Source organism: Moraxella haemolytica, assembly GCF_030177935.1.
Lineage (GTDB): Bacteria > Pseudomonadota > Gammaproteobacteria > Pseudomonadales > Moraxellaceae > Moraxella > Moraxella haemolytica.
This window is the reverse complement of record NZ_CP089974.1, coordinates 1217189-1241706: the sequence shown is the minus strand read 5'-3', so window position 1 is coordinate 1241706 and position 24518 is coordinate 1217189. Positions and strand designations below refer to the sequence as shown.

At 42.4% G+C, this 24518-nt stretch carries 18 protein-coding genes; 9 read left to right on the top strand and 9 right to left on the bottom strand.

Annotated elements, in window-relative coordinates; translation table 11 throughout:
* Window positions 1–3: 3 nt before the first annotated feature.
* Window positions 4–480 (bottom strand): peroxiredoxin, encoded by a 477-nt coding sequence (locus LU276_RS05830; RefSeq protein ID WP_284672935.1) that lies wholly within the window; start codon window positions 478–480, stop codon window positions 4–6.
* Window positions 481–762: 282 nt separating this feature from the next.
* On the opposite strand from LU276_RS05830, the gene LU276_RS05825 reads away from it, so the two are divergent.
* The gene (locus tag LU276_RS05825; protein WP_284672934.1) at window positions 763–2076 is read left to right on the top strand and encodes an NCS2 family permease; all 1314 of its coding nucleotides are present in this window, start codon (window positions 763–765) and stop codon (window positions 2074–2076) included.
* Window positions 2077–2186: 110 nt separating this feature from the next.
* On the opposite strand, the gene LU276_RS05820 is transcribed toward LU276_RS05825, so the two are convergent.
* Both LU276_RS05820 and queC read right to left on the bottom strand, forming a co-directional pair.
* Entirely contained in the window at window positions 2187–2765 is a 579-nt protein-coding gene (locus LU276_RS05820) for a TetR/AcrR family transcriptional regulator (protein WP_284672933.1), read from the bottom strand.
* A gap of 279 nt (window positions 2766–3044) precedes the next feature.
* Window positions 3045–3773, bottom strand: a complete 729-nt coding sequence (gene queC, locus LU276_RS05815; protein WP_418001290.1) for a 7-cyano-7-deazaguanine synthase QueC — start codon at window positions 3771–3773, stop codon at window positions 3045–3047.
* A 147-nt stretch (window positions 3774–3920) separates the two neighbouring features.
* On the opposite strand from queC, the gene LU276_RS05810 reads away from it, so the two are divergent.
* On the top strand, window positions 3921–4562 hold the full coding sequence (locus LU276_RS05810) for a MarC family protein (RefSeq protein WP_284672932.1): 642 nt from the start codon (window positions 3921–3923) through the stop codon (window positions 4560–4562).
* Window positions 4563–4662: 100 nt separating this feature from the next.
* Window positions 4663–5310 carry a MarC family protein gene (locus LU276_RS05805; RefSeq protein WP_284674597.1) on the top strand — a complete coding sequence of 216 codons (648 nt, stop codon included), beginning with the start codon at window positions 4663–4665 and terminating at the stop codon, window positions 5308–5310.
* A 133-nt stretch (window positions 5311–5443) separates the two neighbouring features.
* Here the strand turns inward: LU276_RS05805 and trpC are convergent, their stop codons facing one another.
* Genes trpC through LU276_RS05790 form a run of 3 tightly spaced genes read right to left on the bottom strand, consistent with a single transcriptional unit; the run spans window position 5444 to window position 8112 of the window.
* Entirely contained in the window at window positions 5444–6280 is an 837-nt protein-coding gene (gene trpC / locus LU276_RS05800; protein ID WP_284672931.1) for an indole-3-glycerol phosphate synthase TrpC, read from the bottom strand.
* Between the two features lie 60 nt (window positions 6281–6340).
* Complete coding sequence (gene trpD, locus LU276_RS05795) at window positions 6341–7432, bottom strand: anthranilate phosphoribosyltransferase (protein ID WP_284672930.1); 1092 nt, start codon at window positions 7430–7432, stop codon at window positions 6341–6343.
* A gap of 56 nt (window positions 7433–7488) precedes the next feature.
* Window positions 7489–8112, bottom strand: coding sequence for an aminodeoxychorismate/anthranilate synthase component II (locus tag LU276_RS05790; RefSeq protein WP_284672929.1), 624 nt, complete (start codon window positions 8110–8112; stop codon window positions 7489–7491).
* Window positions 8113–8524: 412 nt separating this feature from the next.
* On the opposite strand from LU276_RS05790, the gene cgtA reads away from it, so the two are divergent.
* From cgtA to hemE, 3 genes are all read left to right on the top strand, one after another.
* Window positions 8525–9739 (top strand): Obg family GTPase CgtA, encoded by a 1215-nt coding sequence (cgtA, locus tag LU276_RS05785; protein WP_284672928.1) that lies wholly within the window; start codon window positions 8525–8527, stop codon window positions 9737–9739.
* Window positions 9740–9773: 34 nt separating this feature from the next.
* Window positions 9774–10886 (top strand): glutamate 5-kinase, encoded by a 1113-nt coding sequence (gene proB, locus LU276_RS05780; RefSeq protein WP_284672927.1) that lies wholly within the window; start codon window positions 9774–9776, stop codon window positions 10884–10886.
* Window positions 10887–10952: 66 nt separating this feature from the next.
* Window positions 10953–12020 (top strand): uroporphyrinogen decarboxylase, encoded by a 1068-nt coding sequence (hemE, locus tag LU276_RS05775; RefSeq protein ID WP_284672926.1) that lies wholly within the window; start codon window positions 10953–10955, stop codon window positions 12018–12020.
* A 210-nt stretch (window positions 12021–12230) separates the two neighbouring features.
* On the opposite strand, the gene LU276_RS05770 is transcribed toward hemE, so the two are convergent.
* Both LU276_RS05770 and LU276_RS05765 read right to left on the bottom strand, forming a co-directional pair.
* A complete protein-coding gene (locus LU276_RS05770; protein WP_284672925.1) occupies window positions 12231–13187 on the bottom strand; it encodes a tetratricopeptide repeat protein in 957 nt (318 codons plus the stop codon).
* 146 nt (window positions 13188–13333) lie between these two features.
* Window positions 13334–14659 (bottom strand): MFS transporter, encoded by a 1326-nt coding sequence (locus tag LU276_RS05765; RefSeq protein ID WP_284672924.1) that lies wholly within the window; start codon window positions 14657–14659, stop codon window positions 13334–13336.
* Window positions 14660–14787: 128 nt separating this feature from the next.
* Here LU276_RS05765 and LU276_RS05760 point away from each other — a divergent pair, with 128 nt between their 5' ends.
* Together LU276_RS05760 and LU276_RS05755 are read left to right on the top strand one after the other, a co-directional pair.
* Entirely contained in the window at window positions 14788–17598 is a 2811-nt protein-coding gene (locus LU276_RS05760; RefSeq protein ID WP_284672923.1) for an autotransporter assembly complex protein TamA, read from the top strand.
* Window positions 17599–17664: 66 nt separating this feature from the next.
* The gene (locus tag LU276_RS05755) at window positions 17665–22734 is read left to right on the top strand and encodes a translocation/assembly module TamB domain-containing protein (RefSeq protein ID WP_284672922.1); all 5070 of its coding nucleotides are present in this window, start codon (window positions 17665–17667) and stop codon (window positions 22732–22734) included.
* 198 nt (window positions 22735–22932) lie between these two features.
* Here the strand turns inward: LU276_RS05755 and hemP are convergent, their stop codons facing one another.
* Window positions 22933–23094, bottom strand: a complete 162-nt coding sequence (hemP, locus tag LU276_RS05750; protein WP_284674596.1) for a hemin uptake protein HemP — start codon at window positions 23092–23094, stop codon at window positions 22933–22935.
* 287 nt (window positions 23095–23381) lie between these two features.
* On the opposite strand from hemP, the gene LU276_RS05745 reads away from it, so the two are divergent.
* Window positions 23382–24431 carry an NUDIX domain-containing protein gene (locus LU276_RS05745; protein WP_284672921.1) on the top strand — a complete coding sequence of 350 codons (1050 nt, stop codon included), beginning with the start codon at window positions 23382–23384 and terminating at the stop codon, window positions 24429–24431.
* The last annotated feature ends 87 nt before the right edge of the window (window positions 24432–24518 follow it).

Genomic DNA, 24518 nt, shown 5'->3' with positions numbered 1-24518 from the left:
AATTTATAGCATATCTAGTAGCGTTTGGGCGTGATCTTTAGCCTTAATGTTGCGATAGCTGGCAATCATCTGCCCTGCACTATCAAACACAAAGGTTGAACGAACAATGCCTAAATGCGTCTTGCCATACATCATCTTTTCTTTGATGACATCAAAGTGCTGACAGAGCATTTCGTTGCTATCGCTAACAAGAGCGATGGATAGCTCTTTTTTGTTGATAAAATTGTGGTGTGACTTGATGCCATCACGAGATACGCCAATGACCTGATAGCCTTTGTTGGCGAATGCTTGTTTTAACTGACTAAAATCAACCGCCTGTACTGAACAGCCTTGTGTGTTGTCTTTGGGGTAAAAATACAAGATCAATCCTTGATTGTATTCTTGTAACCAATTTGGTAAGCTGATGGTGTGTTCATCATCGCCTACCACTAGATTGACCAGAAAAGTAGGTAGGGTGATATCTTCTTGAGTATTTTTCATGGATGATATTAAATGTTCTGTTGCTATAAAAGAAAAATAAGATTGAGATAAGGTACTAGGTATAAAGTGCTAGACTTTATCATCTTTCATTAAGGCATACCATTTTACCTAAAAAACTTGCAAAAGTCCGCATAATTTCTCCGTGTTTTTTCTAAATTTTTAAAAAATTATCTAAAATTACAAAAATCTATTCGTTAAAAATTGTAAAAAAACTCACCATCAAGTAAAATTAGTAAATTTTTTCTTCTTTATTGTTACTTTGGCAAACTCAATAGGCGTTTTATGTCTTTGCTTTCTTTTTTTAAAATCGAAGAGCGTGGCTCTTCTGTGCGTCAAGAGATCATTGCAGGCTTGACGACATTTTTGGCGATGGTGTACTCGGTCATTGTTGTTCCTAATATGCTGTCGCAAGCGGGCTTTCCTGCTGAGTCAGTATTCATTGCTGCTTGCTTAGTTGCAGGTCTTGGCTCAATTTTAATTGGTCTGTGGGCAAATGTGCCGATGGCGATTGGTTGTGCAATCAGCTTGACTGCCTTTACGGCGTTTAGTCTTGTTTTGGGTCAAGGTATTGGCATTCCTGTGGCATTGGGTGCGATATTCTTGATGGGTGTGGTGTTTACGCTGATTTCGGTAACGGGCATTCGTGCTTGGATTTTGAGAAATTTGCCAAGTGCCATCGCTCATGGTGCAGGTATTGGTATCGGTTTGTTTTTGCTACTCATTGCTGCTAATGGTGTGGGTTTGGTCATTAAAAATGATGCAGGCTTGCCTGTCAAGATGGGCGAATTTGCTTCATTCCCTGTGCTGATGTCATTGCTTGGTTTGGCTGCCATCATTGGTCTTGAACGCAAGCGAGTCAAGGGTAGTATTCTTTGGGTGATTATCGCCATCACGGCGATTGGGCTGATTATTGATCCGAATGTGCAATTTAGCGGCTCTATCTTTAAATTACCAGTGATTGATGGTGAGTCGCAGTTTTTCAACCTAGATATCATGGGTGCATTAAATGCGGTAGTGTTGCCTGCGGTATTTGCTTTAGTGATGACAGCGGTGTTTGATGCCACAGGTACGATTCGTGCGGTGGCAGGGCAGGCAGGCTTGATAGATAAAGATGGTCAAATCATCAATGGTGGCAAGGCATTGACTGCTGATTCGGTGTCGAGTATTTTCTCAGGTCTGTTTGGTACAGCACCTGCTGCTGTGTACATTGAATCGGCGGCAGGCACGGCAGTTGGTGGCAAGACAGGACTGACTGCTGTTGTGGTGGGTGCATTGTTCTTGCTTATGCTGTTTTTTGGTCCTTTGGCGTTCTTAGTGCCAAGCTATGCAACAGCACCTGCGTTGATGTATGTGGGTTTGCTTATGCTAAGCAATGTTTCAAAGCTTGACTTTGAAGACTTTGTGGGTGCGATGAGTGGCCTGGTTTGTGCAGTGTTCATTGTGCTAACAGCAAACATTGTAACTGGTATCATGCTTGGTTTTGCGTCATTGGTACTTGGACGCATCATTGCAGGCGAGTTTCATAAACTAAACATTGGCACAGTGATTATCGCTGTGGTATTGGTGGCGTTCTATGCGTTGGGTTATGCTATCTAGGCTGTATCCATCAAGCTGATCGCTTATTTTAAAAACACCGCTTAACGAAGGCGGTGTTTTTTATGTTTTAACAAGCACTTAAAATAACCCAATGTACAACTTGGTGTATTTTATGCCACAATATCATCAATCAGCTTGTTTAGGTAAGCATGAATCTTGGGCAGATTGTCATCAGATAGGTCATTTAACCAAGCCCCGTCAACTGCATGGCGGATGCTAGCAAGACGCACATCATCATCGGTATGGGCGTAGGTTTTTAGTTTGTGATTTAGCCAATTTGACCATAGTACAACAAGTTTGCTCTCGGCATTCATGGCGCGAATCAAGCCTGCCCAGTCGCTAGATAGACCAATGCTATCATTGCAAAAAAATACATTCACATAAGCACGAGTAAACACACCTTTACTTTCGCCAAGCTGCTCAATCTCTTCTAAAATGGCGGTGTTTACTTGAGCGATGAATAGCTCAAATACAGAAGCAATCAGCATTTCTTTATTCTTAAAGTGATGAAACAACCCACCTTTACTTATCCCTGCCAAAGTGGCGACTTTTTGAATGGAAAGGTTGGCAATGCCATCTTCTAGCATGAGTGTCTTGGCGGCAATAAGTAGATTGTGCTTTAGTAGCTCAGGGTTGTTTTTGCGTTTTGTTTGGGTATTGTTAAATAAATCAAGTAATTGATTTTCCATGGTTTTCCTGTATTTTTGGGTGGCTAATCGTGAATGAATCATTGATTTTAAAAAGCCATTGGCTATTATGCTTATGATGAGCTGATACCATTTCGGTGGGTAAATTCGGTGCTTTTTTTGATATAATAGCACGGTTAAGATGGTATAAAGCGGTAATGGACAGTTGTACAAGAAGCCAAAGTTTTTAAAAACCAACTGGTCGGTATTTTATTGAAAAGGTATAGAAAAGTTAATCATTAAATAAAATCAAAGATTAAAAAGCACCAAAGCCATAGGCAATCACTGTGGCTTTGGTGCTTTCGAGTGCTGATAGCGAGTAGGGTCGGCAATGCCTGCATGAGCAAAGCCCTGTTGGCGTAGTGCACAGCTGTCGCACATACCGCAGGCACGACCGTCGTCATCTGCTTGATAGCAAGATACTGTTTTGGCATAATCCACGCCCAAAGACAGACCAAGCTCTAGGGTTTGAGATTTTGAGAGATACTGCAATGGGGCAAGAACGCTTAGATGATTGCCTGCACGCCCTGCAACGGTGGCAAGGTTTGCAAGGTTTTCAAATGCTTCGATAAAATCAGGGCGACAGTCAGGATAGCCCGAAAAATCTACCGAACTGACGCCGATGACGATGTGATTTGCCTGCATGACCTCAGCTACTGCCAGTGCATAAGACAAAAAAATGGTATTTCTGGCAGGTACATAAGTAATGGGTACGGTATTGGAGTGGGCGTCATAATCAGGTACGCTGATGTTTTGATCTGTTAAAGCAGAGCCACCAAGTTGAGCGATGTCAATATCAATAATGCGATGATCAACACCTAGATTTTCGGTGATTTTTTTGGCAGCGATAAGTTCGCTAGAATGTCGTTGTCCATATCGAAAACTGATGGCGGTGATGCTTTTAAATTGTGATTTTGCCCAGTAAAGACAAGTGGTTGAATCAAGTCCGCCTGAGAACAGAACGATGGCGTGCTTATCTTGAAAATCGTTATTATCAATCGTGTTTTGCATACTGGTAAGGTGCTTTTGCTGATAAAAAGAGAATAAAATTTTACCATAAAGTGCGGATTTTGGTAAGTATTTCATCTGCCTTATGTTACAATAGGTGTTTATTGCGAGTTGTTTATTAAAGATTAACAATGGTAGTTAAGAAAAATTATGGATATTGAACTGATTAAGATTATTTTGGCTTTTGTGGTGCTTATCAACCCTTTTAGTGCATTGGGGTTGTTTTTAAATATCACCAATGGTTACACCCCTAAAGACCGAAAGAAAGTCGCTCAAATTGCCTGCTTGACCATATTTGCGACTGTGGCATTCTTTGCATTCATGGGCGATCATCTGCTGAAATTTTTGGGGATTTCGGTGGGGTCGTTTCAGATTGCAGGTGGGATTTTGGTATTTTTGATTGCCATTAGCATGATGAATGGTGGTGGCAACCCTGTTAAGCCTGATGGCGATAGTATTAGTGTGCATAGCCCACTGGCGGCGATGGCGGTTGTGCCACTTGCCATTCCGATGATGATAGGACCTGGTGGGATTTCTACTGTGATTATCTATGCTGGTCAAATGCCATCGGTTTCACAAAAATTATCAATTGTAGGGGCAGGATTTTTGATTTCGGTGTTCTGCTATATTTCTTTGTTAACCTCGTCTAAGATTAGCCGATTTTTGGGTGATACAGGGCTTAGTATCATGAGTCGTGTGATGGGTATGCTCTTGGCAGCAGTGGCGGTTGAGATTGTCATTAGTGGTATCAAGGCGGTGTTGCCTGTGATTTATGCCGCCACCAGTTTGTGATAATCCATTGATAGGCTTGATAATTGACGAATTGTTTTTGCTTCTTGAATGAAGATGTTTTTAAATGAACGATGTCTTTTGCAAAAGATGAGTGATGGTTGTGGAAATTGATATAGTTAAAATTACGCTGGCATTTGTGGTATTAATCAATCCATTGGGGGCATTGATGCTGTTTTTGCATTTTACCAATGGTCATTCGGATAATGCTAAGAAAAAAGTGGCACGCACTGCTTGCTTGACCGTATTTATTACGATTTCGTTTTTTGTATTGCTTGGCGAGCTATTATTGCAGGTATTGGGCATTTCTTTAGGGTCATTTCGTATGGCGGGTGGTTTGTTGCTATTGCTGATTGCTCTTAATATGATGAGTGCTGGTAACAATCCTGCCAAGCCCCAAGAAAAAGATGTCGATGACGAGATCAGTGAACGAAGTCAAGTGGGCGGTCTTGCAAGCGTGGCAGTTGTGCCAATTGCCATTCCGATGATGATAGGTCCTGGTGGGATTTCTACTGTGATTATCTATGCTGCTGAGTATAACAGTCTTGTAGGTATTTTGATGATTTTGGCATCAGGACTTGCCATCAGTCTGTTTTGCTATGCATGCTTGATGGGGGCAGGGCGGATTAGTAAGGTGTTGGGTAATACAGGTCTTAATGTCATCAATCGTGTGATGGGTATTATCTTGGCGGCGTTGTCCATTGAGATTATGGTCAATGGTCTTAGAACGCTATTTCCACAACTTGGATAATTGCTCTGTTAATGGATTGATAACAAAAAAGCGAATGAATTCATTCGCTTTTTTGTTATCTGGCATCAGTTGGTTAATCAAACTGGTAGATAATTTTGGTGATAAAAACTTGTATCAAAATATCAATGATGGGTTAGATACTAGATAATAGCTTGGCTAGAGCATCGCCAGCATTATCGGTTTTCATAAACTGCTCGCCAATTAAGAAATGGTGAATGCGGTTGTTTTGCATAAGATGAATGTCATCTGCATCATTAATGCCACTTTCACTCACCACTAACGCATCATCACCAAGCACCTCAAACAAACGCTCGCACAGGCGAATGCTGTGTGCTAAATCCACTTTAAAAGTATTTAAATCTCGGTTGTTGATACCATAGATATTATGCTTGCTTTTGGGAAGTTTTAAGGCACGCTCAAGCTCATCTTGAGTGTGAATCTCAATCAATACATCCATGCCTAATTCAATGGCAAGTGCGTGCAGGCGAAACACTATTTCATCATCAAGGCATGCCATGATGAGTAAAATGCAATCTGCTCCTAAGGCACGAGATTCGTAGATGTGATAGTCGTCCACCATAAAATCTTTACGAAGCACAGGTAATGCACAGGCATCTCTGGCGGCTTTCATGTAGTTGTCATGACCCAAAAAGTACTCACGGTCGGTCAGAACCGATAGGCAGGTAGCACCTGCTTTGGTATAGTCTTGAGCAATGGCAATGGGGTCAAAATTTTGGCAGATAATGCCCTTTGATGGGCTGGCCTTTTTGATTTCGCTGATGACGCCGATGTTGCCACGCTTGGTATCAATGGCACGCAAGGCATCAGCAAAACCCCTTGGTGTATCTTTGTTTTGATGAATGATGTCAAGCAGGGCTTCTTGACTAAGTTGTTGTTTTGCATTGATGATTTCTTGGTGCTTTGTTGCGACTATTTTTTGTAGAATGCTTGGTGTGTTTGGGTGAGTCATGGCGTCTTCCGATGATATTGTTAAGATGGCGAAGTCTTGTTTATTTAGGGTAAATGTCAGTTAGGTGGATTTTAGCGATTGGGTAAAAGCGGCGAATTTTTGTAATTTTTGGTAGCCTTGACCATGATTGATGAGCTGTTTGGCAAGCTCAACCCCATGTCTTAAGCTATCGGCCTTGCCTGCCACATAAATTGCCACCCCTGCATTAAAGGCGATGATGTCTTGAGCTTTTTTGATGCGTGCGTCATCTGATGTACCCTGTAGGGCTTGTTTTATTAGAGATAAACTGTCTTTTGGGGAGCTAACGGTCAATCCTTCTAAAGATTGTGTGGCTAAATTAACATCATCAGGTCGAACAATATAATCGGTGATAACCCCATCTTTGAGTTCGCTAACAAAGTTATCACCTGCCAAGCTAAATTCATCTAAACCATCGGTAGAATGCACCACGATGACATGGCGACTGCCCAAGTTTTTTAGGACCTGTGCCAATGGGTGGCATAAAGATTTATCAAACACACCGATGACCGAATTGACCACGCCAGCTGGGTTGGTCAGTGGACCTAATACATTAAAGATAGTGCGTGCCTTTAATTGGGCTCTGACACCGATGGCGTGCTTCATTGCCTTATGGTGATTGGGAGCGAATAAAAAACCCAGTTGTTGTTCATGAAGGCAGGCGTGGATTTGCTGATTATCTAAATCTAAGCGAACTCCTGCCGATTGTAATAAATCTGAAGAACCTGATTTGGTAGAAACGCCACGATTGCCATGTTTGGCAACAATAGCACCGCTTGATGCGACCACAAAAGCAGCAGCGGTTGAGACATTAAAGAGACTTGCTCCATCGCCACCTGTACCGACAATATCCACCACACCAGTCAAATCATCAAGCACCACCTTATCTGCCAGTTGTCGCATGACATCAGCAGCAACACTGATTTCGTTAATGCTCTCACCTTTAAGACGCAGAGCAATCAAAATCGCTCCCATCAAGGCATCAGGACAGCGTCCATGCATGATGGCAAGCATGACCGCACGCATGGTAGTGGCATCTAGGTCTTGATGTTTTAATAATTGATTAAGGCTTTGGCTTAAAAAACTGTGAATCTCATCATCGTCAAGTAAGTGGATGTTATCAAGTGTAATCATGTCAATCCTTGCAGGTTGGTTTGGTTGGTGGCTATAGGTGGCTGATTGCAATTAACTTAAGCAACCTGAGGTAGGGCGTTGTGTTCTAATTTTGATAGTCCATGCCGTGCCAAAAAGTTATTAAAAATGCGATAGCCATGTTCACTTAAGATGGATTCTGGGTGAAATTGTACGCCTTCTACTGCTAGTGTTTTGTGTCGTACGCCCATGATTTCTTCAATGTTGCCATCGGTGTTTTTTGTCCATGCAGTCAGCTCTAGGCAGTCAGGCAGGGTATTTTTATCAATCACAAGTGAATGATAGCGAATGGCATTAAACGGGCTAGGTAGTCCCTCAAAAACGCCTGTGTTGTGATGATGAATGGGGGAAAGTCTGCCGTGCATGACCTCACCTGCTCGCACGACTTGACCACCAAAGGCTTGCCCGATTGCCTGATGACCTAAGCATACGCCCAAGATGGGGATTTCGCCTGATAGTTCATTTAAGATGGGCAAGGTAACACCTGCTTCTGTTGGACTACAAGGACCAGGGCCTAAGATGATGGCTTTGGGGGCGAGTGTGCGGATTTCATCAAGCGTGGTTTCGTTATTACGAAGTACTTGGATATTTTGTTGCAATTCGCCAAAATATTGCACAATATTGTAGGTAAAGCTGCAGTAGTTATCAATCATTAAAAGCATTTTATGTCCTTGTGCGTATTTTGATTATTAAGATGAAGTGATGAATATCTAATCGTGGATATGGGTGGTATTTTAACATTATTTTGACATCTGTCAAAGCAACAACGGCAGTGGTGTTTATGTCGCTACTGATGACAACACCGATGCACTGAGATTTTCGCTTTAGGTGATTTAAATATTCTACTCCATATGCCATAACAATACCAATATATGCTGTCTGTTCGGTGGTGGCTGTGATGGGCTTTTCTGATCAGACAGTGGGAGAAAAAATAGACTAATTTTGTGAATAAATAGAGGTTTATCGCTATATTTTGGGTTATTTTTTCGGCGGAGATTTGATAGATAAAATCAAATTTTCCCAAAACTATGCTATAATGCTAAGTTAATTTTAAAAAATTTTAAAGAGAAACTCATGCGTTTTATTGATGAAGCTGTAATCAGTGTAAAGGCGGGCGATGGTGGCAATGGTATCGTCAGCTTTCGCCGTGAAAAATTCGTCCCAAAAGGTGGTCCTGATGGCGGAGATGGCGGTAAGGGCGGCAGTGTTTATGTCGTTGCTGATGACAACACCAATACGCTGGTAGATTTTCGCTATACTCGTAAATTTGAAGCCAAGCGAGGCGAAAATGGTCGCTCAAAAAACTGCTCTGGCAAAGGTGCAGATGACATTTATCTAAAAGTGCCAGTTGGCACAACCATCATTGACACCGACCTTGATGTGGTGATTGGTGATTTGACAGAAGTTGGGCAGATGGTATTGGTTGCCAAAGGTGGTGATGGCGGTTTTGGCAACACTCGTTTTAAGACCTCCACCAACCAAGCCCCTAGAAAAGCCATTCCAGGTTTTACTGGGGAAGCTAAGAATATCAAATTAGAACTAAAAGTTGTGGCGGATGTGGGTTTGATTGGATTGCCCAATGCTGGAAAATCCACCTTTATCCGCCAAGTGTCATCAGCTCGCCCTAAGGTTGCTGATTACCCATTTACTACGCTTGTGCCTAATTTGGGCGTGGTGGATGTTGGTACGCACCAATCTTTTGTGATGGCAGATATTCCAGGCTTGATTGCAGGAGCATCTGATGGAGCAGGACTTGGTATTCGTTTTTTAAAGCATGTTGCTCGTACTCGCAGATTGCTACATATTGTAGATGTCAAGCCCATTGATGGCTCTGATCCTGTGGATAACGCCAAAATCATTTTGCATGAGCTTGAAAAATTTTCAAAAAGCCTTAGTGAATTACCACAAATTTTGGTGTTAAATAAAATTGACCAATTAGATGATGGCGAGGTGAACGATGTGTGCGAGCACATCATCAAAGAGCTGGACTGGCAGGGTGAGTTTTTTTGCACTTCAACCATCAGTGGACAAGGTGTTGATGAGATTAAATATCACCTGATGAGCGAAATTGAGGCAGAACAAGAACGAGAAGCGGAAGATAGTGATTTTGCCAAAGCACAAGCTGAACGCTTTGCTCGTCTAGAAGAAGAGGTTCGTCACAATACCGAAATCCAAAAAGAGGCTTATCGTGCCCGCCGTAAAGCCGAGCGAGAAGGCTTGTCGGATGATGACGATGATGATTGGAATGATGACGATTATGATGTGGCGGTGGAATATGCTCCTTATTAATCAAGGGTTTTGTTGGCAATATTGAGAGAGTTTTATGAATAATCAACCAAAGCGTATTGTCATTAAAATCGGTTCGTCTTTATTGACGAATAATGGTCGTGGGCTTGACCGCACTGCCATTTATGAGTGGGCAAGGCAAATCGCCACAATCCACGCTCGTGGCATTGAGGTGATACTGGTTTCTAGCGGAGCAGTTGCTGAAGGGGTGGTTCGGATGAACTTGCCTGAACGCCCCAAAAAACTGTCCGCCTTGCAGGCTTGTGCGTCTATTGGGCAAATGGGGCTGATTGAGACATGGTGGCAGGCTCTTATCCAAAAAGGCGTGCAGTCATCACAGATTTTGCTTACTCATGATGATTTGGCTCATCGTTCTCGTTATCTAAATATTAGCCAAACTTTAAGCCAGCTGATTGAGTGGCGTGTCGTGCCTGTTATCAATGAAAATGATACGGTAAGTTTTGGTGAGATAAAATTTGGGGATAATGATACTTTAGGGGCGATGAGTGCCACGCTGGTGGGGGCGGATTTATACATCATCTTGACTGACCAAGAGGGTGTATTTACCGATAATCCACGCACCAACCCCAATGCTACACTCATACAAAACGAACGAGCCATGGCGGATTATTTGCTTGATGTGGCAGGTGATGGCGGTAAATGGGGTAGTGGTGGTATGCTAACCAAAATCCGTGCAGGTAGATTGGCCGCGATGGCAAACTGTCCAACCATCATCGCTAATGGCAAGGTAGAAAATGTCATCACAAGATTGGTGGACGGCGAATCTATTGGCACACGACTGACCACCGATCATGCCGACCGCCTGATTGCAAAAAAACAATGGCTTGCTACCCACATTCGTATGGTGGGTACGCTCGTGATTGATGATGGGGCGATGAATGCCATTACCGAGCAAGGAAAATCTTTGCTTCCTGTGGGTGTTGTGGAGGTTCAAGGCGATTTTGATGCAGGTGATGTGGTGGAAATTGTCAATACCCAAAAAGTGCGTTTGGCGGTGGGGCAGGTAGGTTTTGGTAGCAAAGATGCCAAAGCCATCATTCAAAAGCACACCGATGAAATTGTGCGAATTTTGAATTTAAATAATGACAAAGTCATTATGGTGCATCGTGATGACATGGCGGTTCTTTGATGATACGCTAAGTGTTTATTTTATATATCTTAAATCATTTGATTTCAATAATTTGATGGATATTTTATGACAAATAATAATTTTCCAACTCTAAAAAATGATCGACTATTAAGAGCATTGCGTTTTGAAGAGGTGGATACCACACCTGTTTGGATGATGCGTCAGGCAGGGCGTTATCTACCAGAATATAAGGCAACTCGTGCTGAAGCAGGTGACTTTTTGAGCTTGTGCAAAGACACGGCTCGTGCTACTGAAGTAACTTTACAACCTTTGCGTCGTTTTGAGTTGGATGCGGCAATTTTATTTAGTGATATTTTGACTGTACCTGATGCTTTAGATTTGGGTCTGTACTTTGAAGCAGGCGAGGGTCCTAGATTTCAAAAAACCATCCGCACCGAAGCTGATATAGCCACCCTACCTAAGCTAAACATGGCAGATCTAAGCTATGTTACTGATGCGGTAACGAGTATTCGTCATGCTTTGGGTGGGCAAGTGCCATTATTTGGTTTTAGTGGTTCGCCTTGGACGCTGGCGACTTATATGATAGAAGGTGGTGGTTCAAAAGAATATCGCCATGCCAAAGAAATGATGTATGCACGCCCAGAGTTGTTGCACGCATTATTGGATAAAATCGCTGATGCAGTAGCTGAGTATTTGGGTGCTCAGATTGTTGCAGGGGCGAACCTTGTGCAGATTTTTGATAGTTGGGGTGGGGCGTTAGGTCATCGCCAGTTTATTGAATTTAGCCATCAATATAACCGCCGTATCATCGATGTCCTAAAAGCTAAATATCCTGATGTACCTGTGGTTATGTTTACCAAAGGTGGCGGTTTATGGGTTGATGTGCAAGCAGATAGCAAGGCAGATGCGTTAGGTTTTGACTGGACCATGCCATTAGATAAGGCTCGTGTGGCATTGGGTCGTACCAAGGCGATTCAAGGCAATCTAGACCCTGCTACCCTATACGGAACGCCTGAGAGTATCCGCCAAGCGGTGCAACATATGCTAAGCGATGTCTATGTTAGCGGTATCCATACAGGTTATGTAGCGAACTTTGGCCATGGTATCACTCAGTGGGCAAATCCAGATCATGCCAAAGTGTTTGTTGATGCGGTGCATGAATTTCAACTGTAAAGTATTAACTGCATTATAATAAAAAAACCGACCGAGTGGACGGTTTTTTTTATTGGGTGAGTGGCTGTACCAATTATTTGATGGTTGTCTATCCAAATTAGTCTTGATGAGCAACAAAAAATTCTGTTTCTGTGCAGATGCCCAAAAACAGAATTTTCTATAAAGCATTATTTTATAAGCAATCTTATGCCAATCAAAAATACTTGATTACTACTTAACAGGTTTGATATTAAGTGGCTTGTCATCAGAACGCCAAATATAGTAACCACCTTCATTGATGATTTTGATTTGATTGGCGATTTGAGCGTTGTCAGGATGCTTGGCTTGCAATGCCTTTAGTCGTGACAAGGCAGCATCTTTTTTGTCATTTAATAGGTCTGCTTGAGCAAGGCTTTGCTCTGCTTCAATGTAGCCTAGCGAGACTGATTTGTCTAGATATTTTTTACCTTCATTAAAACCACCTGCTTCACTAATCATCATGCCCAACAGAAAATTGGCTTCAGGGTGGTTTGGTTTTAGACGCAAGGCCTTTTGCATATGATTTGATGCGCGCACAGAATAGTCGGTGCCGACATTTAGGTTGCGAGCGATGCCGTTTAGTTTGGCGGCACGCAAGACAATATCAAAAGATGCGTCTGAAGCATTGGCAAAAGGTTCAATCCAGTCTGACAAGTGTTTGACATTTTGAGTGGTTAGATATTCGGCGGTTACCGTTGGGAAACTTGGCGGATAGTGGCGTGCATTTGGTGAGACTGTTGCAATAAACTCATCCATCAAGGTGGTATCCATTAGGATATTACCTGATTGATTGGCAGGGGTTAGTACCGTTGGGACATTTTGAATGTCGGATATGGTTACTGCCGGTGTGGGCAGACCTGCAATGGGGGTGGCTAGAAGATTAGCGGCGTTGTTATTGATGATGGTGGTGGTAATCTCACTACGCATTTGTGGGGCTAGCGGAGAGATTGTGCCTGCGGTTAGCTCTTGAATGGTTGGTGCTGAGGTGGTTTTTGAGGTTTTTTTATTGGTTTTGGATTTGGCTGAAGGTTTTGCTTTTGCAGATGTTTTGGTGGTGGTTGTTTTGGTGTTTTTTGGGGCTGCGTGAACAGTTGCGCTGCTTAGACCCAGTATGCTTAGGCTAAGTGCTAATACGGTAAGTTTTTTCATGATAAGTTCCTTAAATACAACTTTGATATCAAGTGGAATATTTTTTTAATGATAACAGATTTATCTTAATGGGTTGATAGATTTTTTCAAGTATTTGGTCGCAAAATGTTGCGTTGTTGTAACATTAGTACTAACAATCACAAATATCACAATGTACTTGTGTTATCATCATTCATGACCATGGTGTGGCGATACTTCATGAGTTTGCGATATAAGAATATGCCAAACAAGGCGTTTAGTATCCCTGAGACAAAAAACAGCATGGGTAAACTTAACCCTAGTTGAGATAACATGATGATGGAAAAAATTGCCGAGCCAACCATAAAGATGGCATTAAAAATATTATTTGTCCCTACGATTCTTGAGCGATGGCTGATGGGGGCGTAAGCCTGCATGAATGCGTACATCGGCACGATATACACGCCACCAAAAAACCCCAAACAAAACAAATCGGCAAATACTCGCCATGCCCCTTGTACGCCAAATATTGAGCTGATGTCATGTATGCTACCACTGGATATATTGATGGCTGATAATGAAAAATACAAATCAATGGCAAATAGACTAAGTCCAATCATACCAAAGGGTAGTAGCTTTAGACTGACTTGATTTTTGGTAAAGGTTTTGCATAGCAAAGAGCCTAAAGAAACCCCAACAGAAAACAGTATTAACAGCAAAATCACCACTGATTCATCACTATGTAAAATCATCTTGCTAAGTTCAGGCATCTGGGTTAAAAAAGTCGCTCCATAGAACCAAAACCAACTATTGCCAATAATGACAAAAAACAATAAAGGCAGTGAATATAAGTACTTGATGAGTGAAAAACTGGTGCTAAAGATATTCCAATTGATTGCTAAATCTGTGGTACGAGCAGGCGTATAAGGTAAAAATTTAGCAGAGATATATCCTAAAATAGCAACAATGAGAGTAACACCAATCAGCCATATATTGGCGTGATTTAGCTGTGTGAGTAGACCTGCTACTATCATGCCTATTAAGATGGCAAGGCTAGTACCTGTTTGGAACAATCCATTGGCTCCGACCAATTCGTTTTTGTGCATGACTTCTGGTAGGTAGGCGTATTTAACTGGACCAAAAAAAGTGGATTGTGCACCCATTAAAAATAACGCCAAAAATAGCAACCAATACAGCTCAAACCAAAAACCAATCGCTGCAATCGCCATGATGATGATTTCTAGTAGCTTGATGCTTTGTGTTAGCATGGATTTTTCGTATTTGTCAGCGATTTGTCCTGCTAATGCCGAGAATAAAAAATAAGGTAGAATAAAAAGCAGTGCCGCCAAATTATTCAGTTGGCTGATTTTCATGCCCATTTTGGTCGCAGCGGTATAGGTTAATATTAAAATAAGAGCCTGTTTAAAGATATTGTCATTAAATGCCCCTAAAAATTGGGTAAAAAACATTGCACTAAAATGACGACGCTTAAAAAGGGAGAATTGTGATGCCATAAATAAAGGATTGTTAATATGAATTAGTTTGTTATAATAGCAGGTATTTTTATTTTAGTGTTTATTTTATATTATATATTTATTGTATTATCTTTTTAAAAGAATTGGTGTTTTTGGTGGGCGGTGGCATGAAAAAGCGGTTGCAGGCAGATGATAAGATAACTCAAGGCGGTCAGGGTAGATTGTTACGCACCACTCTATCTTTAGCGATGCTTGGTCTGTCGTACGAAGCGTGGGCAAGCAAGGACACCCAAGATGTGCTGCCAAACTCCACGCCCATTGCTGATATTTATGATGATAGCATATCTAAAACCTTAAAAGATGGTAAATCTTTACTGAATGAGCAAATCGAGCAGTCCGCCCAAAGCATCGCTGATATATCGTTGTATACCCCAGCCCAAATCCAAGCACGATTAGAAAATGCCGCCCAAGAAAACCCACTATTGGTGGCACAAGCAGAAGCCGATTTCATCTCACGCCTTGATGATGATAAAACACCTGTCGGTCTTGATGTGGATAGTATTACTAAGATTCCCACTCCAGATACCTTACAAACTCTTGGATTGACAACAGAAGATGGACAAAGTGTTGGCATTGACCCAAAAGCCTATATCCCACAAAGACAGCCTCAGCTTGATGACGCCATGCAAGTGGTGATAGAAGAAGATGAGATTAAACAACCTAATATTGTAAAACGACTATATAGCAGGCTGTTCAATGATGGTGTAGAGACGGTAGTACGCCTTGATACTGAGTTTTATCATAGCCAAAATCACAGTCTGCAAACACCCATCAAGCTAAAAAAAGGCGAACTAAAACAAGAGCCGTTTGCTAACATTAAGGCCGCCCTTGAAGACATAACCGCCGAGAGCGTCAGAGATTTTAATAGTGCCTTGCCACGCCTAAGGCAGACAGTACAGTCAGCAGCAAGAGCGGTGGGCTACTATGAAGTGGATTTTGGCATCACCAAGAGAGAAGTTGGCAAGGTTGCTGTGATTATCCACGAGCTTGGTGAGCCAGTACGCATTGCATCTCAAGTATTAGAAGTGCGTGGTGAAGGAGTAAAAAACCCTGCCTATCAAAAAGCGACCGAAAAAGCCAATCTATCCTTTGATGACACCTTTCATCATGGTCATTACGAAGCGGCAAAAGGTGCTATTACCGAAGTGAGTGCTGAACAGGGTTATTTTGATGGTAGGTGGCTGAGTAACTCAGCAGATGTCATCTTGCCAGATAATCTGGCTGATGTGAACTTAATCTATGATAGTGGTGAGCAGTATGAGTTTGATGAGGTGGTGTTTTTCACTTTTGATGAAGAAACCAAGCAATTAACCACCGACCCTAGCAAACTGCCTGTCAAAGCTGAACTACTAAAAAAGCTGGTAACTTTTAAGATGGGTGATGCCTATAATCGTACAGCTGTGCGTAACTTAAGCAACAATCTGTTGGCAACTGGTTATTTTAATGCAGTGAATACTGAGCTTGTACTACCTACCGCCAATTCTGCTAGTACGGATGACGACCAAAATATCTCCCTTGAGGCTGAAAGTGGCGAAGTGGGACAAAGCGAGCTTGTGGATATGGGAGATGGCGTTGTATTAGAGGTTTCTCCAATTGAGTTTACCGCTTCACAGGTAGTCCAAGATAAGCTGGCGTTAGTTACTCAAAAGGCAGAAAGGCTATATAGTATGCCTGAGGATAGGTTATTGGTTACAGACACGCATAGGCAATCAAAAAGTATCTTGGGGCGGATTAGTGATGCGGTGAGTAGTGTGGCAAAGATGATTTTGCCTGATGAGAGTCGTGATGTGGCAGATTCTTTTCAAGGAGCAGGCATACCAACGCTTGCTCATCGAAAAACCCCACAGCAAGTACACGCTGATAAAAAAGTACCACTTTATATCTTTGTGGGTAGTGATAAGCCTCGTGATGCCCAAATCGGTTTAGGTTGGGGTTCAGATGGTGGTGCTAGCTTGATTGCCAAGTTTGAGCATAATCTCATCAATAAAGATGGGTATCAAGCAGGGGCGGATGTGCGTTTATCCCAAGAGAAAAAAGGGGTTGGGCTGTATGTTACCAGACCTTTGACCCACCCATTAAACGACAAACTGCGTGCGTCACTAAGCTATAATGAAGAAGTGGTTGGTGGCAGTGTAGGGACTTTTGATTTGCGTGCTAAGACATTGCAACAGAGTATCAGTCGCAATATCATTAATGAATCAGGTTGGAATAGGAGCTACTCTCTTCGTTATCGTTTAGATGGGCTTGAGACGGGCGTGCCGATTGGTCTGTGGTCGGATTTACCGGTGAGATTTATTGATGGCAAGCCAAGACAGGAGGCATTGTTGGCAGGTTATGCCATCAATAAAAACACCTTTGACAATCCTGTCAATCCAATGCGTGGTTACAGTCAAAACTATTCGGTTGAAGTGGGTGCAAAAGGACTGGTTACAGATACAAACATGGCGATTGTGCGAGCAGGTGTGGGCGGTATTTATAGCTTTGGGGATAATGCTTATGGCAAAGACCGTGCCCATCAGCTGATTGGTAGTCTCAATGCAGGCTATCTATGGGCAAATGACTTTGAGTCTGTACCTTATAAACTTAGGTTTTTTGCGGGGGGTGATCACAGCATTCGTGGCTATAGCTATGAAAGTTTATCTCCCATCTCGGATAAGGGTTATTTGACAGGTGGTCAGGCGTTGGCAGTGGCAAGTGGTGAGTACAACTATGAAGTAATGAATGGCCTTAGGTTGGCTGCATTTGCCGATGTTGGTAATGCTTATGATAAGAATTTTAGCAATGCAACCAAGATTGGTGCTGGGGTAGGTGTGCGTTGGGCGTCTCCTGTGGGTCAGGTGCGTGTTGATGTAGCGACAGGGGTGGGTGAAAAAGGCAATCCAATTAAGCTACACTTCTTTATTGGTACGCCGTTTTAATTGAGCTGTATGTTTTAACTTTTGTGATAGTAATATAATATTTGATAAATTTTTGATAATTTTGCCATGACTGATAATTTTTCTCATCAATCCAATAGTGATACAACAACAAATCATGCCGACGCTTTAAAATCGTCTGTGCAAAATTCTCATGGTCAAAATCCAACCGAGCAATTAGGCAGTCACCCAAATCAGCCTAATAATGGCTCAAACCATCAACCAAATAACAAGCCAAAATGGCTCATTTATCTGATTCGTGCCATTGTTACATTACTTGTTGCAATGGTATTGATGTTTGTCATCTTATTTTATGCGATGGGAACACAATCAGGCACCAAGTTTTTATTAGAAAAAATTGCCCTAGAAACTGGCACTAGCCTAAAGTATTCTGAAGGTAATCTAAGGCAGGGTGTGTGGGTGTCTGATATTGTCATTGCTCATGGCGAAGATATGCAGATTCAGATTGATCGTGCCTATGTTCAGTTAGGCTTTCGTGCGGTGTTGGCACGCCAAGTGCATTTGGTGAACAGCCAGATTGACACTTTGCAGGTTGTCAATAAACAGCCACCAACAGACGAGCCTTTTGATTATGCTACCATTGATTTGCCTGTTGCGTTAAAACTTGAAAATACTCAAGTTAAGCACATTGTTTATCATCAAGCTACCAAAGAGTCTATTTATTTACATGACATTCGCATCAATGATGGTCTGTGGACAGGCACCAAAATTAAGCTTAATGGAGCGACAATCCGCTACGATGACAGCGTAACGGTCAGTAATATTGATGGTCAAATTGAGCTGACTGGTGATTATCCACTGAATGTATCAGCAGATGTGGAAGTGCAGGCGATTAAAAACGCTTATTTTGGTGTGTTGAACACCCATGCTACAGGTACGCTAAAACGAACGGTTGGAACTTTGACCTCCAAATATCATGGTTATGACATTCAAGGGGAGTTTATTGCACAAGGTCTAGATGAGAATTCGCCATTTAGTGCTAAGATTGGCTTTGATAAAGTGGTCTTGCCTTATGCGACCGAACAAAGCATTACTTTAACAGATGGTGTCATCACCGCCGATGGGGTCATCAGCGATATTGAACTTAGAATCAATACAGACTTATCGGCTAAAGACATACCGTCTGGTCGTTATCGTGGTCGTGGTGTGGTGCGTGATGGTGGCATGGCGATTCCGTTTTTGCGTGCTGACACACCAAGTGGTGCATTGACCGCCAAAGCTGATATGTCATGGAAAGATGAGTTTGAGTTGCACGCTACTTTAACGGGTAATAACTACAAGATTCGTGAAATTATACCCAGTGAATACCAAGACTATCAAGCGTATCTGCCAAAGACCTTGACGGGTGATTTGAGCCTTGATTATTTTTATTTAGATGAAGATGGCAAGACTCGTTTTGACTTTGATTTAAATCAAAAAGATGGCGAGCAGATACAAGTTTCATTAAGTCAATCTCAAGATATACCTAATGCCTCTTGGCGAATTCATGCCGACTGGCAAAACCTGATTCGCCAAGATGTGCCAAATTTAGGCAATATTCGCTCACCACAAGGCATGGCAGATATCCGTTTAGAAAAAGGGCGGGTTTTCATTGATGTACAAGGACGCATCAATGAGCTGTCTGTCGCCCCTATGGGGGATTATACGGTCAAAGCAAGGATTGATGGGGGTGAACGCATCCATTTAAGTAATTTTGTCTATGATGGAGCAATGGGCAATTTGTCAGGGGCTGGCTATGTTGAGCTTGCTAGCACCCAAAAACCACTATCATGGCAGATAGATGCCAAGACCACTGGACTGTTACCCAATGCTTATTTTGATGAGCCAAATAAAACACCACTTCAAAGCATCGTAGGTACACTAAAAGCATCAGGCAGAATGCGTCAAGATTCTAAGCGTAAAGGACTAAGCACTCATGATGTCAATATTGAGCAGTCGGATTTGACCGCCAAACTTAATGATGGGCAGATGGTTGCTATTGCAGGCTTGGGTCGTGCCAGTGTGCGTGTGTCTGATGGCGAGCTGAGTCATTTTGATGCGTTGTTTGATGGCAAAGTAAATCAGTCTTTTGTGCCGAGTATGACACAGACGACGCTTAACACGCATATCTCTGGCAACCTTAAAGCCATTGATATTCATAAACTTCACGCCAGTTCAAATGCAGGTCAGGTCAAGTTATCAGGCAAGGTCGGTCTTGATGATGGCGTCAGTTGGGATGTCTTGGCGGATTTAGATGAGCTTGATACACATCATTTCAACCAAGAAAATCTGAATGCTGTGATAACAGGTAGGTTAAATAGCACAGGACACTACAATGATGAGCAGCTGTCTAATGTGGCGGTGCGATTTGATGGTGAGGTAGGTCATGACAAGTTGCCTAAGGGTCGCTTTAATATAGATGTTGCTGGCGAGGGGCAAAAATATCATATCAATAGGCTTGCTTATCATGGGGTGGCAGGCGAGTTTGATGCCAAAGGATATTTGGATATCACGCATGGCTATTCTTGGGATATGATGGCGAATATGAACCACTTTGATCTTGGGGCATTCTTTAAAGAAGTGCCAAGTGATTTGACAGGAAGTGTGGCGGTGCGTGGTGATTGGCAGGAGCATCAGCAGACCATCTATGTTGATAAGCTAGACCTTGTGGGCATGGTACGAAATCAGCCTTTTGATGCCAAAGGATCTTTATCGGCTGAACTGTCTTTGCCTAAGGATTTAAAGGCGTATTTTGGACAACTAAAAACCCAAACCCCTAAAAATATTGATGAAATCCTAGCTCTAAGAGGGCAAATTGATAGTCGTGCTAAGATGGCACAAAATATCATCAAACGCTTAGATGCCAATCAGCTTGATGTACGCTGGGGTGAGAATGGTATTCGTCTAGATGGCGACAAATCCAACCTGACCACTACTATTTCTATCACGGATTTAAGCCAGATTTTACCAGATGCTCAAGGAGCGATTAAAGGCGGTATCATCTTGATGGATGATGGCAACTCTTTGCCAACTTTGTACATTGATGTGTCGGCAGGTGGTGTGCGTACAGCCAATGTGGTTATTCAAGAGGCAAGGGCATTGGGCAGGATTATCAATCTAGGCAGTGCCGACAGTCAGCTACTTATTGATGTTAAAGATATCATTGCAATGGGTCGTGTGGTGAAGTCTGCTCGTCTTGATTTTTATGGACAAGAACAGAATCATACGCTTGCTATTAGTACGCAATCTGCCCAAAACCAAGTGAATGCTAAAATTGAAGGCAGTCTTGATAGAGCGAGTGGTCGCTATCGTGGTGTGCTAAGTAATGGGGCATTGCATAGTAAGTTTGGCATACTGACTCAAAAACAGCCAACCGAATTTAGCTACGGCATTAATGATAAGAGTATCTCGGTGGCGGCTCATTGTTGGCAGTCAATGGGGCATAACCACGAACAACAAGGTTCGCTGTGCTTGCAAGATACGCTTCACTATACTCAGACGGCAGGCAGTGTTAATTTGGTGGTGCAAAATCTCAATACTTCGGTATTTTCAGCGGTGCTACCTAGTGATATTCATTGGCAATCGGTATTAAGCGGTAAAATACAAGCAGACTGGCAGCAGGGCGATAAGCCAAGCGTTAATGCTGTTTTGTATTCAGACAATGGGCGTGTGGGACTTGACCAAGATGGTGCTTATATTGAGATGCCTTATGAGCGAGTATCTGTCATCGCCCAAAGTGTTGCTGATGGGTTAAAGCTGCGTGCTGATGTGGCAGGGGTGGCAGCTCGTGGTTATGCTGATGTGATTGTTGATCCTTATGGTGAGAATAAACCCATCTCTGGAGCATTGCTTATTAATGACATCAATCTTGCGGTGTTGCGTCCATTCTTTCCGAATATTCAGCGTCTGTCTGGCATTGCCAACATTGGTGGTGGTCTGGGTGGTACGCTTACACAACCACTGTTTTATGGTAATGCTCATCTGTCTGATGCGAATTTGGCGTTGGTCGGTGTACCGCTTAGCCTATCTAGCATAAATGCCAATATGCAGGTGCGTGGCACGAATGCACAGCTGTTGGGTGAGTTTATGGCAGGCTCAGGCAAAGGCGAACTAAAGGGTGAGTTGGACTGGTCAAAGACCTTGCAAGCTCATATGAGAGTACGAGGCGAGAATCTTGAACTCAATCAACCACCCCTTTTGACCGCCAAAGCGACACCAGATATTGAAATCATCGCTCGACCTTCTGAAAGATATGTCCAGATTCAAGGTGTGGTATCTGTACCATCTGCCATCATCAGACCGCCAGAGTCAACCGCCAGTATCGTGAGTGAATCGAGTGATGTTACTGTGCTTGACCGCCGTGCGACAGGTGATATTGAGCAGGTATTAGCCGTTGTTGAGCCTTGGGATATCAATGCTGACATCGGCTTGGATTTGGGAGATGATGTGGTATTTCGTGGCTTGGGAGCAAAACTTCCTTTAGCGGGGGCGTTGCATCTTACTCAGTCAGGACAGGGGCGAATGCGTGCCAAAGGTGTTATTCAGGTATCTGAGCGTACAAAGATTGATGGCATTGGGCAAAATCTTGAACTTAACTATGCTCAGGTTCGCTTTAACGGAGATGTGTTAAACCCACGCCTATCTATTGAAGGTGAAAAACAAATTGAAGGTCAGACGGTGGGTGTGCGTGTTAAAGGCACAATCAGCAGTCCTGAAATCACGGTATTTAATGACGCAGGTCTGACTGAACAGCAGGCAATGAATGCTTTGGTAACAGGGCGTATCACAGAATCGGCAGACAGCCAAATCTCCGAACAAGGTTTTCGCTCAAAAGTAACCAACAGTCTAGCGGCAGCCGGTTTAAGCTTAGGGCTGACTGGCACAAGAAATATCACCAATCAAATCGGTCAAGCATTTGGACTTGAGAGCTTAACCATTGATGCGTCAGGTAGCTCAAATGACACCATCGTGAGTGTAACCGGTCATCTTAGCCCTGATTTGTATATTCGCTATGGCGTGGGTCTGTTTAATGCCGAGTCTGAGTTGTCCATGCGATATCAGCTGACCCGTCGTATTTATATTGAGGCGGTCAGTGCTGCACAAAACACGGTTGATGTGATTTATCGATGGAAGTTTTAAGCATGGCTAAAATGGGTCTTAAGAATGATTGACATGCCTTAAACATAAATAAAAAATCAATAACACCGCCATATGAAGCGGTGTTATTGATTTGGAGAAAACTGACAATAACCATAAATTAAATTTTGCTTGAGTGGCTGAATAATATGTGTCTTATATGTGTTTTGCCACCCAAAAACTTATGGTGTCTTTTATTGCTTATTTGGTTAAAATCAGGCGATTGTTGCGAGTTAAGCGTAAGCGGTATTCTTCGCCTTGATGTTCAATACGCACTTCTTTGGTCATTGCAAATAAATTTTGTGAGTGCAGGGTTGGTAGGCGAGTGGTTTCACGATTGCTAAAATAGCGAGCGATTGTCATAGTCATGGCGATATTCCTTTTGTTGGTGGGTTGCGGGTTTTTTCCCGAGCCACTTTTGGCTTAAACTTTGAACAAAAAAAGCACAAATTTACTAAAGATTAAATGTATTAACTGTGCTAATTAAAATGATAATTTTTATAAGTTGATTTTAACTTACACCTGCTAAATATTTTTAAATAGCAATAATTATCATTTGTTGTTATCATAGCAAAAATTTCTAAGATTGCAAATATTAATTGCAAATATTAAGAATTTTTATCAAATTTCAGATAAACGGTATATAAAAAATGACAAACGGTAGCATTCAACCAGCTTTAGTAGAAAATGCCAACAAACCAACCATTGAAGTGGCGATAGCGGTTTTACAATACAACGCAGGTGAGGGTAAAAAGTATTTACTTGCTACTCGCCATGCCCATCAGCATCAAGGTGGAAAACTGGAATTTGTTGGGGGTAAGATTGAGATTGGCGAGACGGCAATGACGGCATTGGTTCGTGAGGTTCAAGAGGAGATAGGGCTTGACATCACAGATAATCTCATCACTAAGATGGGTAGGATTTATCATGATTATGCCAGCAGGAGTGTGTGCCTGCATGTATATTTGGTAAAAATGACCAAAAGTCAATACGATGTATGTCGTCATCAATCAGTGGGCTTGGATGGACAACAATTGGGTTTTTATGATGAAGGTTTTGTTCTTAGTCAGTCAAAGAGATTTCCTGATGCTAATAGAGCGATTTTGATGTGGTTGACCTTACCGGAGGTGCTTATCGTTAGTCATGCTTTGACATATTTTAAGCAGTCTAATAATAAGACCGACTGGTTGGATTGTTATACAACTTTGCCTAAAAACAGCACGCTGGTTGTGCGTAGTCAGGCTGGTGTACAGATTGATGATGAGCTGATTGATGTTTTAAAATCAGTACGGAAAGATTTACGCTTTGTTGTGCCATTTGGTACATCACATGGTATGGGTGGCACTACAGTCTTGGCACATAGATTGACCCAAGAGCAGTTGATGAACCTTGATTTGTTTTACTCATCAACATTAGATTTGCCCAACGCTCCCATCATCGCAAGCTGTCATGACAAGCAAAGCCTGCAAAAAGCCAATGCATTGGCACGAGTTCATCCTGTGCTAGCGGTGTTGTTGTCGCCTGTTAAGCCAACCCAAAGCCATCCAAACGAGCCTGCCTTAGGGTGGGGGGATTTTTGGGCATTGGCAGAGTTATCTGATGTGCCTGTGATTGCCTTAGGTGGGTTATCACCCGATGATTTGGGTGATGCGTGGGCCAGTGGTGCGGTGGCAGTGGCAGGCATTCGTGGATTTATTTAAAACATACACCTATGTTTGCAATAAATAATTCTAGACAATCAGGGTGTTTTATTTTAAAATTCATCTATTTGTTATTGTCTATATTCC